The sequence below is a fragment of the Microcoleus sp. S13C4 genome (genome assembly GCF_036700865.1).
Classification (GTDB): Bacteria; Cyanobacteriota; Cyanobacteriia; order Cyanobacteriales; family Microcoleaceae; genus Microcoleus.
Genome location: NZ_JAUBPS010000005.1, coordinates 106994 through 123505, shown reverse-complemented (window position 1 = coordinate 123505; position 16512 = coordinate 106994). Strand labels below are relative to the sequence as shown.

Below are 16512 nucleotides of genomic sequence, written 5' to 3'. Positions count from 1 at the left end.
TCAGGAAACAAGACTCCATATTTCCCGCTTCCTAACTCCGTAATTTAAAATTATCAATCCAAAGTTGTCATGTCTAATTCCCAAACCCAGAATCCAAATCCTGAAAATATGCAAACTATCAAAACTCCCCAAACAACCAAAATTCAAACGCCCAAGCAAGACTTTCTTACTATTAAAGACGTATCGAAAGTCTACGCAACTCCTAAAGGCCCTTACGTCGTTCTCGACGGTGTAAACCTGACTATTAATGAAGGCGAATTTATTTGTTTGATCGGTCACTCGGGCTGCGGCAAATCAACTTTGCTGAATATGATCGCGGGATTCAACGGCCCGACAAACGGTGAAGTGGCTTTGGAAGGTTCGCAGATTACTGAACCAGGCCCGGACAGAATGGTGGTATTTCAAAACTACTCGCTGCTACCGTGGCTGACTGCTACTGAAAATATTCACCTCGGCGTTGAAAATGTTTACCCGGAAAAGTCCGCAGACGAACACAATACGATCGTCAAGGAACACTTGGAATTAGTCGGGCTGACGGAAGCTTGTAACAAAAGACCGGGCCAATTGTCCGGGGGGATGAAACAGCGGGTGGCGATCGCCCGAGCTCTGGCAACTCGTCCCAAACTGTTGATTTTGGACGAACCTTTCGGAGCTCTAGACCCGATTACCCGAGAAGAGTTGCAGGAAGAATTGCTAAAAATTTGGCGGAAGGAAAAAATTACCGTCATTATGATTACTCACGATATTGATGAAGCTTTGTTTTTGGCCGATCGCATCGTGATGATGACCAACGGACCAGCAGCTTCCATCGGCGAAGATATGCACGTTCCGTTCAGCCGTCCCCGCAACCGGGCGCGGATTATGGAAGACCCGAAATACTACGAACTGCGTAACTTTGCTTTGGAGTTCCTGTTTTCTCGGTACGCCCACCACGAAGAGGATGAAGCAACGGACTCGGAGACAGAAGCCGTCGCGCTACCGATGCCATTACCTGCTAGCAAAAAGCCTGTGGTTGCTGACAGGCCGATGCCACCTGTGTCCTTTATGCCTCACGCTGCGGAATTTCCTGAAGCCTCGCCGATCAAAGGCGGCATCCTGGCAGCCTCGTGGTTAGTAGCAATGGTTACTTTAGCAGCAGTCAATATGTCTGGTGTTTCCAGCCAGCTAAAGCAAGCGAAACTAGGAGAAACTGCACCGCAGGCGACGACTGCGACGGCCGTTGTGAGTTCACCCCCCAGCCCGCAAATTGCAGCAAGTTCGATCGCACCGAATGCTAGCCCTGCATCGCCTGCTGCTGCAAGTCCTGCACCCATCGCTGCTGCCTCGCCTGCTGCTGCAAGTCCTGCACCCATCGCTGCTGCCGCGACGGCTGCCTCACCTGCTGCCACTAACACCGCCGCGCCCAATGCAGCAACCAGTGCCACATCAGAGATTTCTGACCAAGCTGAACTCGATGCGATCGGGCAGAAGTTGTATGCACAAATCGACCAAAAGTGGAGAACAATTCCAACGTTTACCGAAAGCTTGACTTATCGGGTCAAAGTAAAACAAAACGGCGATATCCTACAGTTCGAGCCCACAAATAAAGCAGCTAAAGATTTCGTCAAAGAAACTCCTCTGCCGGTTTTGCAAACTCCTGCAGGTGCCACAGCAGGCGCTGAAAAAACTGCTGATTTCCAAGTAACTTTTAGCCCCACCAACAATGGCGTATTTGAAGTAAAATCAGGGAAGTAGGCGACATAATCCTCCCGCCCTAAATCTCACATTGCTATTAACAACTAGGTCAAAAGTAGTACCTGGGCGCTGTTTGAACTCGGCAAAAGTTCCTCCTATCCCCCATTCTTGGGGTGACAAGAGTTAGGTTGGAATTTCCTCTGTTTGAGTAAGATTTAGTAGCAATCAGAAGCTGACTACAAGCGAGAGCGAGCGCGAGTTTTAGTAAGAGAGCGGGTAATTTTAAATCAGGGTATTGTCCGTTTCTGGGAAGCATTTTTGCGGTAATTTAGTAAGGATTGACAGGTTATTTGCAGGAGCCTTCAGTTCCGACTATAATAATGAATTACCACTTACCCATTAGCTTTCAAAAATTAGCATCTAAAATCACCAGATGGAAACTATAAAAACTCTTTGCCCTTACTGCGGTGTAGGTTGCGGTCTTGAAGTTGTAGCCGACAAAAAACAAAGTTGGAAAGTGCGGGGCGATCGCAATCACCCATCGAGTCAGGGCATGGTTTGTATTAAGGGAGCAACCGTAGCAGAGTCGATTCGGAGCGATCGGCTAATGTATCCGATGATGCGAGATACTCTCGACCAACCGTTCCGCCGCGCTAGCTGGGACGAAGCTCTCGATGCAATTGTTAACCGCATCCAAACAATTCGCAGCACCAGCGGCCCCGATGCTTTGTGCGTTTACGGTTCGGGTCAATTCGTTACAGAAGATTATTATATTGCCCAGAAACTAATGAAAGGTTGTCTGGGTACTAATAATTTTGATGCTAATTCTCGCTTGTGTATGTCTTCAGCAGTCTCTGGATACGTTCAAAGCTTGGGCTCGGACGGGCCACCTTGCTGTTACGACGATCTAGAATTAACCGATTGCGCTTTTATTATTGGCAGCAATACAGCGGAATGCCATCCGATCGTATTCAATCGATTAGCAAAATACCACAAAAAGCACCCCCATGTTAAGATGATTGTGGTAGATCCAAGGCGAACTCCGACTGCTGAAGCGGCGGATTTGCACTTAGCAATTAAACCGGGTACGGATATAGATTTGCTTAACGGAATTGCCTATTTGCTGTTACGCAGGCAAGCAATAGATTCGGAGTTTATTCAAGAATGCACGGAGAATTTTTCAGCTTTTGCTGAGGTTATTAGCAGCTACACGCCGGAGTTTGTAGCCTCGCGCTGTGGCATTACTGTCAGCGAGTTAGAAACGGCGGCAAACTACTGGGAACAGTCGCAGCGCGTTTTGTCGCTGTGGTCGATGGGGATGAATCAGTCGTCGGAAGGCACGGCAAAGGTGCGATCGCTGATTAATTTGCACTTGATGACCGGTCAAATCGGCAAACCGGGATGTGGCCCGTTTTCCCTCACCGGCCAGCCAAACGCCATGGGAGGGCGGGAAGCCGGAGGACTGTCTCACTTGCTCCCAGGCTACCGATTTGTGAAAAATGCCCAACACAGAACCCAAGTGGAGGAGTTTTGGGGAATCGCACCGGGAAGCATTTCCCCGAATCCGGGCCGCACAGCTTGGGAGATGATTACCGGTTTGGAAACTGGTGAAGTCGAGTTGCTGTGGATTGCAGCTACCAATCCGGTGGTGAGTATGCCGGATTTGGAACGCACTAAAGCCGCTTTGCTGCGATCGCCCTTTACTATTTATCAAGAAGCTTACTATCCCACTGAAACCTCCGCCTACGCTCACATCCTGCTGCCGGCAACGCAGTGGAGCGAAAAAACCGGAGTAATGACGAATTCCGAACGCCGCGTTACCTTTTGTCCCGGTTTCGACACTCCCTCCGGGGAAGCCCGCGACGACTGGAGCATTTTCGCTGAAGTCGGCCGCCGATTGGGTTTTGCTGAACACTTTGCTTTCGAGAACAGTGCCGAGGTTTTTACAGAGTACGCGCAGTTGACGCGGGGCCAGCCTTGCGACATGACCGGTCTGAGCCACGAATACATCCGCCAAAAAGGGCCACAGCAGTGGCCTTGTCGCGAAAACGAGCCTGTGCATCCAGCGAACGAAGCGAAACGGCTGTATACTGACAGGCGTTTTCACACTCCTGACGCGCGGGCGAGATTTGCGGCATATCACTCCCGGGGACTGGCAGAACCTCCCGATCCCAATTATCCGTTTGTGTTGACGACAGGGAGAGTTTACGGACACTGGCACACGATGACGCGGACGGGTAGAACAGAAAAAATTAATCAATTGCATCCCGATCCGTTTTTGGAAATTCACCCCCGCGATGCTGCCAAATTGCAGATTAAGGAGGGGGATTTGCTGGAAGTTCGATCGCGCCGCGGCAAGGCGCAGTTTCCAGCAAAAGTCACAAAGGCGATCGCCCCAGGTACGCTATTTGTACCCATGCACTGGGGTTCTCTGTGGGCTGAAGGTGCTGAAGCCAATGCCATGACTCATGCTGCAAGCTGTCCAGATTCCAAACAGCCCGAGTTAAAAGCTTGTGCAGTACAGTTGGTGCTGGTTGGGCCAGAAACTGCGACGGAAGTTGTCGCAGAAGTTGCCGCAGAAGTTGGGGAATTTAATTGGGCAAAATCCACCCTCGCCGTCACTTCTTGAGCTGGCGTCCAACTACGGGATGTTACAAATCACTGAAGAACGAGCGGGAAGCCCCGGGCGATCGACCTGGGGAGGACGTGGTGGAGGTTCGGCGATACGTTCGGGTAGCGCTCAGTCAATCGCGCTCAGTCGAAGATTGAAGATTTACTACACACATGAATCTGGGTTCTTGAACAAGAGTCTAAAATTTTGCACTCTTCCCGACAGCAGTCCGGGGCTTGTATCCGTTTTTTAGGGTAACAACCTCTCTCGATCAAGCAATTTTGAACCCGGACATACCCTACACATAAATCTTAAATCTCAACTCCCAGATCTAAAACCTAAAATCGTTATGCGCTTACGCAGCCTACAGCCTGCGTTTCCCCGGCAGAGCCCGGGAACAAGGAAAACTAAATTTATTTATTCTGAGTTTTTCCTTCTAGATTGGGGGTTTTTGCTTCGGCTGAATGCCTTATGGCCAAAGGCTTGTGCTTTGTTTTTAATTAATCGAGTCAGACAATTGCCGTTTGCACCTCAAGGTGCTATAATCGTTTTACAAGGCTTTATTTTCGGCAGTGCAGTTCGTTCGATCGGCGTTCCTCCGGATTTAAATCTCTACACACTCTGATTCTGGAGAATGTTCAATGTCAATCTATGTCGGCAATTTATCCTACGAAGTAACGCAGGAGCACCTCAACCAAACTTTTGGAGAGTACGGAACAGTAAAGCGCGTTCAGTTGCCTGCTGACCGGGAAACAGGTCGGATGCGCGGCTTCGCTTTTGTAGAAATGTCTACTGAAGCAGAAGAAGCTGCAGCCATTGAGGCTCTTGACGGTGCTGAGTGGATGGGTCGCGACCTCAAGGTCAATAAGGCAAAACCCCGCGAAGAACGTCCTAGTGGCGGCGGTAACTGGGGTAACAACGATCGCGGTGGCAATTCTCGTCGCTACTAAACCACCCGAGCTAAATTTTTAGCTAGCTTGTATATTGCGTCGGAGCAAGCTGGGAGTAAACAATCATTCTCTGTTGAGAATAGATAGTTAGTTCAGTGATTGCACCTCGCCTTAAAAGCCTCAAAATATTGCTAGACAATATTTTGAGGCTTTTTTATGGCAAAAATTATTAATCAGGAGTTCGATCGCGTGCGATCGATTCCTAGCTGACACGAAAAATTATAAAATATAACAGGCCCAGAGAGTCACCTTCCCCAGCAACCTGTCGCCGCCGCGAAACCAGGCCATCCCAGAGTTGGGCGCTTGCAAAGTGTACCGAACAATGACAGAATCATCAAGAAAGATGACTAAATCACGGGTATGCTGAAAAAAATATTTAGGCAAATTTCTAAGTTAGGGAATGAGGAAAATTTTCTGCATTTTACAGAAAGTGTAGAGGTAATAATATCGAAAATTTTATCACTGGCGATGATTTTGGTAATTATCGTCAGCGTTTGCGATTTGCTGATTTTTTTAGCAAAAGACTTGGTAAACCACACTGATAATTTGTTAAAAGACACGTTATTTGTCATATTTGGGTTATTTTTAAATGTTTTAATTGCTCTGGAAATCTTGGAAAATATTACAGCTTATCTGAAAAAGCACATAATTCAAGTAGAGCTAGTTATTGTAACTTCTTTGATAGCAGTATCTCGAAAAATCATCATTCTTGACCTGGAAAAGAAAACCGCAGCCGACTTGATTGGTTTGGCGATTGCAATTTTTGCGCTTTCCATCAGTTACTTGATAGTGCGGTACACAAATAAAGGAAATAATTAATATTGGGAAATGGGGAATTGGGGATTGGAAATGGTTAATAACTAATATCATGTCCGGTCGCTCGACCGGACATGATATTATTCCAACAAACCAGGAGGAGGCACAATTTCAATTCGGCCTTGTTCTAAGTCAACAACTGGCACAATCTCTTCCACAAAAGGAATCAAAATTTTTGTGGATTTAGGCTCTTTAGCGCGAATTTTCCGTGGTTTGCGGGTATTTCTGGGGTCAGCGTTGGCTTTGGGAGTTTCAGGCTGTTTTGGTTTTTCTAATTCTGCAACGACAGTTTCCGGCGGCGTTAGATTCGTTTCTACTTCTAAAAGGTCGTTACCTGCGGGAATAATATCACTTACCTTGCCTAGGATTTCCCCGGTTAACTGGTTAAAAACTTCCATACCGATCAAATCTTGGACGTAAAACTCATCACCTTCCAGGTAAGGTCGATCGGTCTTTTCAACAAACAACTTACAGCCCCGCAGCGCCTCAGCACTATCGCGGTCTTCCACACCCTCTACCTCTACAGCATACAGCCCTTTGCCCGGAATGTAGCGACCGCCCAAAAACTCGATCGGTTCCGGTTCACTTTTGTTAGGGCGCAGAATCCACCGCTTCCCCGGTTCGATAAACCTTTCCGGGAAATCCGAATCGGGATAGACTCGCACTTCCCCGTCCAAACCTTGAGCTGCTACAATTTTACCGATTTCTATCCATTCAGACATACATTATATCACTCAAATTGCTAGTAATTGATAATGGAAATTTGGTGTTTGAAATGGAGAATTGGGGAGTGGCAACTGAAAAATGTTGAATTATTTTTATTCCTTCTTCCCTCTTCCCTTCTCCCTCTTCCTTCTTCCTTCTTCCTTCTTCCTTCTTCCTTCTTTACACCAATCCAGTTCTCAGCGCTACAACTGCTGCTTGCACGCGGTCATCCACTGCCAACTTATTCATAATACCGCGAACGTGAGTTTTAATAGTATTTGGGCTCAAGTAAAGCGCCGCTGCTATCTCGGGATTGCTGTTACCTTCCACCATTAATTTTAACACCTCCAATTCCCGCTGTGACAACTGACCAAAAGTAGTTGTAGAGGCAGGTATTGGGGGCTTGAGGTGTTCTATGACAGTCCGGGCAATTTGGGGGTCAAGGTATGTAGCGCCCTCTGCTGCGGCTGCAATCGCTGCTAACAGCCTGTCTACGGAAGCACCTTTAATGCAATAAGCATCAGCACCGCTAGAAAGGGCCGCAATAATTTCAGTTTCTGCCGTGTGAGAAGTTAACATTACTACTCGAACTTCTGGCAGTTGTGCTTTAATTTGCTGCGTCGCTGCTATGCCGTCCAGCCGCGGCAAACCGATATCCATTACAATAATATCAGGTTTTAGTTTCAGTGCTGCTGCTACGCCTAAATAGCCGTCTTCTGCTTGTCCTACTATTTCTATTTCTGGGGAATCGGCTAAAACTTGCTCTAATCCCAGTTGCATCATCGGGTCATCTTCAACAATTAAAATTCTCATAATACGAAGGAAGTTCGGCAACGGATTGTGTAACGGATGTAACGGATGTCAGGAAAAAGGAAGATTACTTAGTTGTTAATATTTTACATGAACTTATACTGAACCAATAACAAATAACTAATGACTAATTTTTAAAACTTCAACGAATTCGCCCGGTTCAATCCCGGTGTCCGCTGGTGGCAAAACTGCTAAACCACTTGTATTGGCGAGGTTAATTAAATTCGCTGAATTTTGGCTGCCAGTAGCAGGTTCAAATTCCCACACGCCCGCAACTAAATGTAGTTTACCCCAAACATAAGTTTCGCGCTTGCCTGGGGAAGGCAATTCAGCATTACACCTAGCTTTGACAAACTCCGGCCCCCAAGCATCCGGGGCAAGCCCAGACATCTTTCTCAAAGCAGGTACCACGAACCGCCAACAGCAGACTAAAGCAGAAACCGGATTTCCGGGCAAACCAAAATAGAGACAATCCGAACTCCAACTCGGCGAATCCTGATTTTTTTCACCTCGTTTAAACCCAGCAACTGTTAAAGGTTTTCCCGGCTTAATCGCCACAGAACTAACGTGAACTTTTCCTCCCAAATCCCCCAAAATTTTTTCAATATAATCGTAGTCTCCTACCGAGACACCGCCCGTAGAAAGCACCACATCCGCCGTAGCAACAGCCCGGGATATCGCCTTTTTTAACGCCTCTTCATTATCAGGAACAATGCCAAATCGAATCGGATCAAATCCCATTTGTGCCAACAAAACTGTCAAAGCATACTGATTCGAGTCTACCAGTTTCCCGGGTGCCAAAGGTTCGTCTGGCGAGACCAATTCGTCACCCGTAGAAAAAATTGCCACCCGCAGCCGCCGATAAACCGGAACTTGAATACACTGGGCAGTTGCTAACACCGCAATTTCAGGGGCATTGATAACTGTACCGGGAGTTAGCAAAGTTGTTCCTGCTTGATAAAAAGCGCCTTTGTGCCTGACAAATGCTTGCGGTTTTTCAGGAGAAACTAAGATAAAAATACGATCGCCCTCACGCCTTGTTTCTTCCTGCATTACCACCGTATCAGCACCCGCAGGCATCACCCCACCCGTAAAAATCCGCGCCGCTTGCCCCGAGTGGACGGTATTTTGAGGCTGATATCCGGCTGGAATTTCTTCAACGATATCAAGTGCGATCGGTTTGTCGGCGTTACAGTTTTCGACATCCGCAAACCGCACCGCGTACCCATCCATTGCCGAATTGTCCCAATAAGGAAAATCGAGAGAACCAGTGATGGGTGCCGCCAAAATGCGCCCCGATGCTGCCAGTAAGTCTACAGTTTCTACATCCCGCTGACTGTCGAGGGGTTGCGCCAAATTTAGAACGATCGATTCTGCTTCTTTCACTGACAGCATCACTGTCTCCTTGTTTTGATAACACTCCTGATTAAGTTTAGCAAAATATCCAGAGATATTGGTGATATAATTTTTTTGTAGTGGGGCAGTAAACCTAATTTTTGGTATTAATTGCTTATGACTATTTCTCGCTTGGTTGTCCGACTAAATTGTTTATCCTTCTTCCTAGTGGCGCTGCTGATAATTTTCACTCAACTTTCCGGCTTAAAAGTCAGCGATTTATTCTTTCACCCTTATTTTTCCCCCAATCCCAATGTCGCCTTGTTAACTCGGACTTTCCAGATTTTATGTTCTCTACCAGTCATTGTTTGTACTTTTACCTATAAATTAGCTCAAAGTATTCAACCGCGCACTTCCGAAAATCGATTTATTCTCTTTTCGGCTTTCTTAACAGGTGGATTTTTACTAAATGAAATTTACAGAATTCATATATATATGGTAGCAGCAGGAATTCCCAAGCTAGGAGTAAGTCTTTTGTACGCCGTTGTTTTGTCATCCTACGGCTGGTTTTTTCGGCGAGAACTACAGTTAACTCCCTACCAAATACTGCTAGCTGGTTTGGGCTTGTTGTTTTTTGCGATCGGCGTAGATTCCCTACATTTAAAAAACCAGATTTTTTCCAGCTTACTAGAGGGAGTACCTAAATTGTTTAGCGAAATCAACATTGCATTTTACTATTGGTATGTCTGTAAGTGTTTCCTGCAAAAAGCTTTTTATAAAAATATTGAGAGCTATTTATAAGTAGATGATATAATGATATCACAATTGCCTCCCCAAAAATACAACTCAAATCCTCCTTGCCACATTAATAATATTTACATCATCTGACTCGCTCGGCAATTAGGCGCATTCATATACATTATGTGGTCTTAAAAATCCCAACGCATCCTGATAAAATACTATGATAGCAGTTACCATCAACTTCAACTCGATCGCCAAAATAACCGACGACCAATTTTATCACCTGTGTCGCGAAAACCCCGATGTCAAATTTGAACGGAACGCCAAAGGAGAAATAATTGTTATGTCACCCACAGGAGGAGAAACTGGAAATTACAATTTTGAAATAGCTACTGATTTTGGAATTTGGAACAGACAAACTCAACTGGGAATTTGTTTTGATTCTTCAACTTGCTTCCAACTGCCAAGCGGTGCAAACCGTTCTCCCGATGTCTCTTGGATTGAAAAATCAAGATGGGACGCACTCACTCCCGAACAAAAACAAAAATTTCCTCCCATTGCCCCAGATTTTGTCTTGGAGTTAATGTCGCCAACGGACAGTTTAAAAGATACTCAAGACAAAATGCAAGAATACATGAATAACCAAGTAAAACTAGGCTGGTTAATCAACCGCAAAACCCGGAGAGTCGAAATCTATCGCCAAGGACAAGAAAAAGAAGTTTTGGAATGTCCAACGGAACTTTCCGGAGAAGATATTTTACCAGGTTTCGTGCTAAACTTGCAGCTAGTCTGGGAATAACCCGACATCCTGCATCTATCAGCGTTTATTTGCATTCATCTGCGGTTAAAAAAAATCTAATGGAAACCACTACAGAAACCACTGGCTTAACTGCCGAACAGCACAAACAGAAAATGCAGCGCCGTCAAGAAGTACAGGCGCAGCGCATTGCCAACGCTGCCACAGACAAAGGTTTAATTATAGTCAATACGGGTAACGGTAAAGGCAAAACCACGGCCGCTTTGGGAATGGTTGTGCGATCGCTCGGTCACGGATACCGCGTCGCTATAGTACAATTTATTAAGGGAGCTTGGGAACCCGCAGAAAAAGCCGTTTTTCAACTCTGGGAAAAACAGTTAGAATTTCACGCAATGGGGGAAGGCTTTACCTGGGACACACAAGACCGCGATCGAGATATCGAAACAGCTCAAAAAGCCTGGGAAAAATCCCTAACTTTTATCTGCAATCCCCAATTTAAATTAGTTCTTCTAGATGAGGTCAATATAGCATTAAAACTAGGTTATTTGCAAGTCGAGCAAGTGCTTTCCGGGTTAGACCAAAAACCCGAAGAAACCCACATTATTTTAACAGGCAGAGGCGCCCCGCCAGCGCTAATTGAACGGGCAGATTTGGTGACAGAAATGACTTTAGTTAAGCATCCATTTCGAGAACAAGGCATTAAAGCTCAAGCAGGTATTGATTATTAATGTTGTTTGTAGTCAAGACTTGGGCGCCCCTCTCAAATTTAAAAAAGAGCTATGCTGGCAACATCAGAGTAAAAGTTGACCCCTTGCCAAACTCACTACTCACAGTAATTTCTCCCCCCAGCATCTGAGAGTATTTCTGCGCTATTGCCAAGCCCAAACCCGTACCTCCGTACTTGCGGGTAGTCGAAGCATCAGCTTGCGTAAAAGGTTGAAATAACTTTTGTAGCTGTTCAGGAGTAATCCCAATCCCCGTATCAGTACACTTAATAATTAACTGTTCCGAATTCCCACTATTCTCGTCATTTTTTATTCTTTCAACGCTGAGTGTAACTGTTCCTTTATGAGTAAACTTAGCTGCATTACTGAGCAAATTAAACAAAATTTGAGTAAACTTAATTTGATCGGAATACAATTCGCCAATATTATTAGGACACTCCACCTTCAGGCGATTAGTGTTTGGCAAAAATAGCGGTTCCACAGTTCTGGCTACATCTTGAACTGCCTCGGACACGTCAAAAGTTTCTAATTCCAGTTCCGCGTGACCGGCTTCAATCTTCGACAAGTCCAGAATATCATTAATTAAGGAAAGTAAAAGCTGGCCTGAATTGTGAATTCTCTCCAAATCCGACACAAAATCTTCTTCACCCAAATCTAAAGCCTCTTCTTGCAGAATCTCGCTGTAACCGATAATCGCATTCAGAGGAGTTCGCAGTTCGTGGCTCATGTTAGCTAAAAACTGACTTTTAGCCAAACTAGCTGCTTCTGCGGCTTCCTTTGCCTTGTAGAGTTCGGCCTCGGCTTGCAAACGGTCCGTCACGTCGTGAGCCAGCACTAATTCAGCATTTCTACTATCAAAGATCATGGCATAAGAAGTAATTTCTACATCAATAATTGTTCCGTCTTTTTTCTGGTGCTGCCACACACCTGCAAACTCAATACCGACATCTACTTGGGAGATATTTTCTAGCAATCTCGGCACCTCTTGGGGGGGACGAATGTCCGCAACGGTCATGTTGAGAAATTCGTCGCGAGTGTAGCCGTAGTGGTGGATAGCAGCCTCATTGACGGCTATAAATTCCAGAGTTTCTAAATCGTAAACCCACATTGGATGGGGGTTATTTTTAAACAAAAGTCTGTAGCGTTCTTCCGAGGCTCGCAGTTCGGCTTCGGCTTGCTTGCGCTCGGTAATGTCGCGGACAACCGTGCAAATAATTTCGCGGCCGCCGTAGGAAATCACGCTCCCGCTCACTTCCACGTCCACGCAGGAACCGTCTCGGCGGCGATAGAGAACTTCGCCAATTCTGAATTGTTTGTCCGTCAGCAGCAACTCGATATTGTTGTCAATTAGGTCTTTAGAGTAAGCGATGATATCGTAAATAGTTAGTTGCGAAATCGCATCATGACTGTAATCGAGCAGGTCTCTAAACGCTGTATTGGCTTCCAAAAGGCGTTTGGTTTGAGCGTCCCACAGGAATATACAATCTGTAGCTTGCTCCACGACGGCTCGGTAGCGGGCTTTTTCCTCAAGTTGTTCGCTTTCGGCGATCGCGATCGCACTCAGCATTCCATTGATAGTATGGGCAAGGTCGGACAACTCGTCTTCGCCCGTCACCGGTAGTCGCACCGAGAGGTCTTGGCTGCGGCTGACGTGGTTCACTGCTTTCGCCAAACCGCTCAAGCGAGACAGCACCAGACGCTCTAGCAGCAGCAGAGTGCAGCCGACAAACCCAACTCCGGCTAACGCTACAGACACCAGCAGGTACAGCAAACTAATGTGACCTTGCCGGTATATTTCTCTGGGGATATCCACCCGCAATAGCAGCGCCGGTTGATTATAAATATCGCGGATCAGAGCGTAACCCGCGATCGACTCTTCGCTTAAAGGACGCACAAAAATCGGTTTTTTTTCCGACAGTTTCTCCCGCGCTTTCTGAAAGTCTGCAGGCAACTGAGCCTCATTAACGCTGTGTACAATGAGTGGCAAGCGAGTAATTTTAGAAACCTTCGCAATGCTCGCAGCATCCAAATTGCGCCCGAATATCAGAGTACCTCGGATCGGGCCGGTGCTTTTAGTCGTGAGAATGGGGCGGGAAGTAATCAGTATTGGCCCTGACGGTAGCAGCAGGATACCAGCGAGGCTGCTTTTGGCGTTGGGGTGCTGCAACAGCGGGTCATTGAGAGAAATGCGCCGTTTTAATGCTTCTGGAACAGGCGTTAGTTTCACCTTTTGGCTGTCGAAACCCGTACTGTAAACTATTTTGCCAGAAGTATTGACAAAAATGGCTATATTAACTCTTATATTAGCCAGCCCTTCTGGAATTAAATTGGAGGCAATGAATTTTGAGTTGCGGTTTTGGATGAAGGTGTAGGTGTCGTCCCAGGACGACCAGTCGGCAAAGCGCGAGTTGAAGTCATCTGCAGTTTGCCCGAACACGCTTAGCACTCCCCTGACAACCTGTGTGGCTTCTTGTTCCTCTGCTTTGATCAGGCTGCCCAAGAGGATGCTTGAGGAGGCGACATACAGAATGCCAGTCAGCCCAGCGATGGTAATGCCAACGATCGATAGTGTTTTCCAACGCAGTTTCATCTTGCCATGTGTGTGGTGTCCATCCGAAATTCTCAACTCAGGAGCAATTTTACTACTGTTTCCTGAACCCTGACCGAAAGCAATTTGATCCGGGGGCCCCCAATGTATCAGTGGGGTTGCTTTCTTCAATTCTAAAATCTAAAATCTAAAATCTAAAATCGATTGACTGGTGGCAGAGCGCGTGTTTCCTACTTTTCCCACACCTGCTGTTTGTGAGATTCTTTGCAAATACCCAAGATGCGCCGATCGTTCTCGCTGATGGTGGAAATTGGGTAATACTGTTCCAGGTTTACCGAGTAGGGAGAGCGGCTGCCGTCGTAACTGTCCACTACTGTTAAATTTAACTGAGTTCGATCGCTTGTGCCGTAAAAACAGTAAAAAGCAGACCGAGGCAGGTAAAAAGCGCCGACTACCTTACTCTGTCGCATTTCAAATACAAAATATTCTTGTTTAATTTCCTCGGGCTTGCTCGACTGGCCGTAGAGGTAAATGCCATCTGCTAAACCTGTGCTAGCTGTATCTTGCCCAGGATTGGGCGGAGATTGCGAGCTTAAAACGCCGGATTTGATGTCCGAGTCGTGTGCCCAGCGTGCGGGAAATGCGATGCTGAAGTTACCGGGCAAAATAGCAAGCACGATCGCGATCGCTTCTAAACTTCCTGTCAATATCAAATAAGTCAAAACCACTCCAGACCCCAAAATTTAAAATAGCTGGTTCCAAGCGCCTCTTGTACCAGTTTCACAAAGCTCGTAGAGAAACCGGGTATCTGGCTTAACGTTGGCTATTAACTTGAAGGAATAATCGCCCGCCCGGTTCCTGAACTTAAATCTAAAATTAGTTTTGACAAATTTTGCGACCGCCCCGAAAGTGCGATCGACCTCTCAAATAATACCATTTTAGATTTTAAATTTTAGATTAAAGAATTGCAGAATTGGGAAGGAGCGAAATCATCCAGGATACAAGCCCCCGGATTCATCCGTGTAGAAATAAAAAACCTGTATCCGATGAAACTTGCCCCCCGAATTTATCCGTGGGGTCAATGCTTCAATTCTTTAATCTAAAATCTAAAATCTAAAATCGATTGACCTATTCTTTAAGGAGTTGAATCACGGGCCTACAGTTACATTCTTTTTTTCAACTGGTACAAAACTATCCTTCCCAGCCGCGCCAAGACGTAAAAAAAGTTGAGATTTCCCAAAATCTCAACTTTTTTAGTGACTAACTAGCCAAGTATTCTCGGACTTGAGATTGGCGGCGCCGCAGGTGGGCGAGGGCTTGATGTTCTAGCTGCCGCACCCGTTCCCTGCTGAGATTGAGGCGTTCTCCCACTTTCGCCAGAGACATTTCTGTGCCGTCTTCCAAGCCGAAGCGCAGAATTATCACATCTCGCTGCTGGGGGGTCAGTTCTGATATCAAAGTATCCAGGTCTTGCCGCAGCAATTCCGAGGTAATGTAGTTGTCTGGAGATGCAGTTTCGTCTTCTAAGAGTTCTTGCAGTTCGGTATCTTGGTTGTCTCCTACCCGCAAGTCCAAAGAAACTGGATGTCTTGCCATCAGCAGGTATTCCCGAATTTGGGAAGGGTGCAGTTCCAAGGCTGCGGCAATTTCCCCGGGGGAGGGAGATCGGCCCAACTGCTGGGTAAGTTCCCGCTGCACTTTTTTGATTTTGTTGAGTTTTTCGGTGATGTGAATTGGCAATCGAATTGTGCGGGCGTGTTGGGCGATCGCGCGGGTAATTGCTTGCCGAATCCACCAGTAGGCATAAGTAGAAAATTTGTATCCCCGCATCGGGTCAAATTTTTCGACTCCTCGTTCTAAACCAAGGGTGCCTTCTTGAATTAAATCCAAGAATTCCATATTGCGTTTTTGGTATTTTTTGGCGATCGCCACTACTAGCCGCAAATTGGCTTCAATCATCTTTTGCTTGGCCCGCCGCCCTATTTGTAAGATCCGGCTAAGTTCAGCTTCGGTCAACTCCATTTCGGCAGCCCACTCTTGATTCGTCAGATCCCGCTGCCATTCTTTAGCAAGTGCTTGTTTTGCTTCGATTAATTTCATCATTTGCTGCACCTGCTTCCCGAAAACAATTTCTTCTTCTCGGGTTAGCAGGGGTACGCGACCGATCTCGTGCAGATAGGTACGAACCGTATCCGTTGAGGAGTATGGCCGGCTGCCCATGCGATCGGCTTTCACTGTTTTGTTTTTGGGGGTTGTGGTGGACATGGGTGAGTATTGCACTCCTTGTAACAACAGATAAAAAGTTGGTGATACCCTGTCCCACTTTTGCAAGTGGGATAAAGACTGCGACAAAGGGGATGTTTCCCCTCCTGTTTATCGGTGACGATCGGTAGAAGCTTTTTGTTTGGGATTACTTTTGTGCTGGATTTTCCAGTAATCCCCGTCGATTTTCGGTAGCTCGCTAGCTTTAACGGCTAGTTCAAGGCGAAGTGAAGCAAGAGTTTAGTTTTCTCAATATTATTCCCAATTTTGAGGATCGTAAAGGGTAAAAACCTCTGTCTTAAGGTCAAGATTCTACATTTTTCCTTAAGGTTTTGAATTCCCTGTTAGTTTTAACTGCCACTCAACTTCACAATACTCATGCAAACAGACTCATGCAATTCGAGGGCTTTGTTTTGCTCTCTGTTCCATCATCGCTTGAAATTTTCTCGCTGCCTAGATGGTGGGATGCGAGATAACCGAACTCGATCGCCGTATTAGATGCGAGTAATTGTTTAAAATATTTATTGACATTTTTATTTAAATATGCTAATCCAATTCTGCTACGAGTAACGACAAGG

At 46.2% G+C, this 16512-nt stretch carries 13 protein-coding genes; 7 read left to right on the top strand and 6 right to left on the bottom strand.

What is annotated here, in order from left to right:
• Positions 1-69 precede the first annotated feature (69 nt).
• The 4 genes from QT996_RS04255 to QT996_RS04240 all read left to right on the top strand — a co-directional run bounded on the left by QT996_RS04255 (position 70) and on the right by QT996_RS04240 (position 6054).
• Entirely contained in the window at positions 70-1734 is a 1665-nt protein-coding gene (locus QT996_RS04255) for a nitrate ABC transporter ATP-binding protein (RefSeq protein ID WP_333044774.1), read from the top strand.
• 373 nt (positions 1735-2107) lie between these two features.
• Positions 2108-4303 (top strand): nitrate reductase, encoded by a 2196-nt coding sequence (locus QT996_RS04250; RefSeq protein ID WP_333044773.1) that lies wholly within the window; start codon positions 2108-2110, stop codon positions 4301-4303.
• Between the two features lie 623 nt (positions 4304-4926).
• Positions 4927-5235 carry an RNA recognition motif domain-containing protein gene (locus QT996_RS04245; RefSeq protein WP_015179102.1) on the top strand — a complete coding sequence of 103 codons (309 nt, stop codon included), beginning with the start codon at positions 4927-4929 and terminating at the stop codon, positions 5233-5235.
• A gap of 360 nt (positions 5236-5595) precedes the next feature.
• Positions 5596-6054 carry a phosphate-starvation-inducible PsiE family protein gene (locus QT996_RS04240; protein WP_333044771.1) on the top strand — a complete coding sequence of 153 codons (459 nt, stop codon included), beginning with the start codon at positions 5596-5598 and terminating at the stop codon, positions 6052-6054.
• Positions 6055-6131: 77 nt separating this feature from the next.
• Here QT996_RS04240 and rimM read toward each other — a convergent pair whose 3' ends face one another.
• From rimM to QT996_RS04225, 3 genes are all read right to left on the bottom strand, one after another.
• Positions 6132-6773, bottom strand: a complete 642-nt coding sequence (gene rimM, locus QT996_RS04235) for a ribosome maturation factor RimM (protein WP_333044770.1) — start codon at positions 6771-6773, stop codon at positions 6132-6134.
• 163 nt (positions 6774-6936) lie between these two features.
• Entirely contained in the window at positions 6937-7569 is a 633-nt protein-coding gene (locus QT996_RS04230; RefSeq protein WP_006632834.1) for a response regulator, read from the bottom strand.
• A 117-nt stretch (positions 7570-7686) separates the two neighbouring features.
• Complete coding sequence (locus QT996_RS04225) at positions 7687-8961, bottom strand: molybdopterin-binding protein (RefSeq protein ID WP_333044768.1); 1275 nt, start codon at positions 8959-8961, stop codon at positions 7687-7689.
• A 117-nt stretch (positions 8962-9078) separates the two neighbouring features.
• On the opposite strand from QT996_RS04225, the gene QT996_RS04220 reads away from it, so the two are divergent.
• The 3 genes from QT996_RS04220 to cobO all read left to right on the top strand — a co-directional run bounded on the left by QT996_RS04220 (position 9079) and on the right by cobO (position 11127).
• Positions 9079-9702, top strand: coding sequence for a hypothetical protein (locus QT996_RS04220; RefSeq protein WP_333044766.1), 624 nt, complete (start codon positions 9079-9081; stop codon positions 9700-9702).
• Positions 9703-9862: 160 nt separating this feature from the next.
• Positions 9863-10441: a Uma2 family endonuclease gene (locus tag QT996_RS04215; protein WP_333044765.1), complete on the top strand. Its 579-nt coding sequence runs from the start codon at positions 9863-9865 to the stop codon at positions 10439-10441.
• A gap of 59 nt (positions 10442-10500) precedes the next feature.
• Positions 10501-11127, top strand: a complete 627-nt coding sequence (gene cobO, locus QT996_RS04210; protein WP_333044764.1) for a cob(I)yrinic acid a,c-diamide adenosyltransferase — start codon at positions 10501-10503, stop codon at positions 11125-11127.
• Between the two features lie 49 nt (positions 11128-11176).
• Here cobO and QT996_RS04205 read toward each other — a convergent pair whose 3' ends face one another.
• The 3 genes from QT996_RS04205 to QT996_RS04195 all read right to left on the bottom strand — a co-directional run bounded on the left by QT996_RS04205 (position 11177) and on the right by QT996_RS04195 (position 15937).
• Positions 11177-13714, bottom strand: coding sequence for a CHASE4 domain-containing protein (locus QT996_RS04205; RefSeq protein WP_333044762.1), 2538 nt, complete (start codon positions 13712-13714; stop codon positions 11177-11179).
• Positions 13715-13902: 188 nt separating this feature from the next.
• On the bottom strand, positions 13903-14400 hold the full coding sequence (locus tag QT996_RS04200; protein ID WP_333044761.1) for a hypothetical protein: 498 nt from the start codon (positions 14398-14400) through the stop codon (positions 13903-13905).
• 532 nt (positions 14401-14932) lie between these two features.
• A complete protein-coding gene (locus tag QT996_RS04195; protein WP_333044760.1) occupies positions 14933-15937 on the bottom strand; it encodes an RNA polymerase sigma factor, RpoD/SigA family in 1005 nt (334 codons plus the stop codon).
• Positions 15938-16512: the final 575 nt, after the last annotated feature.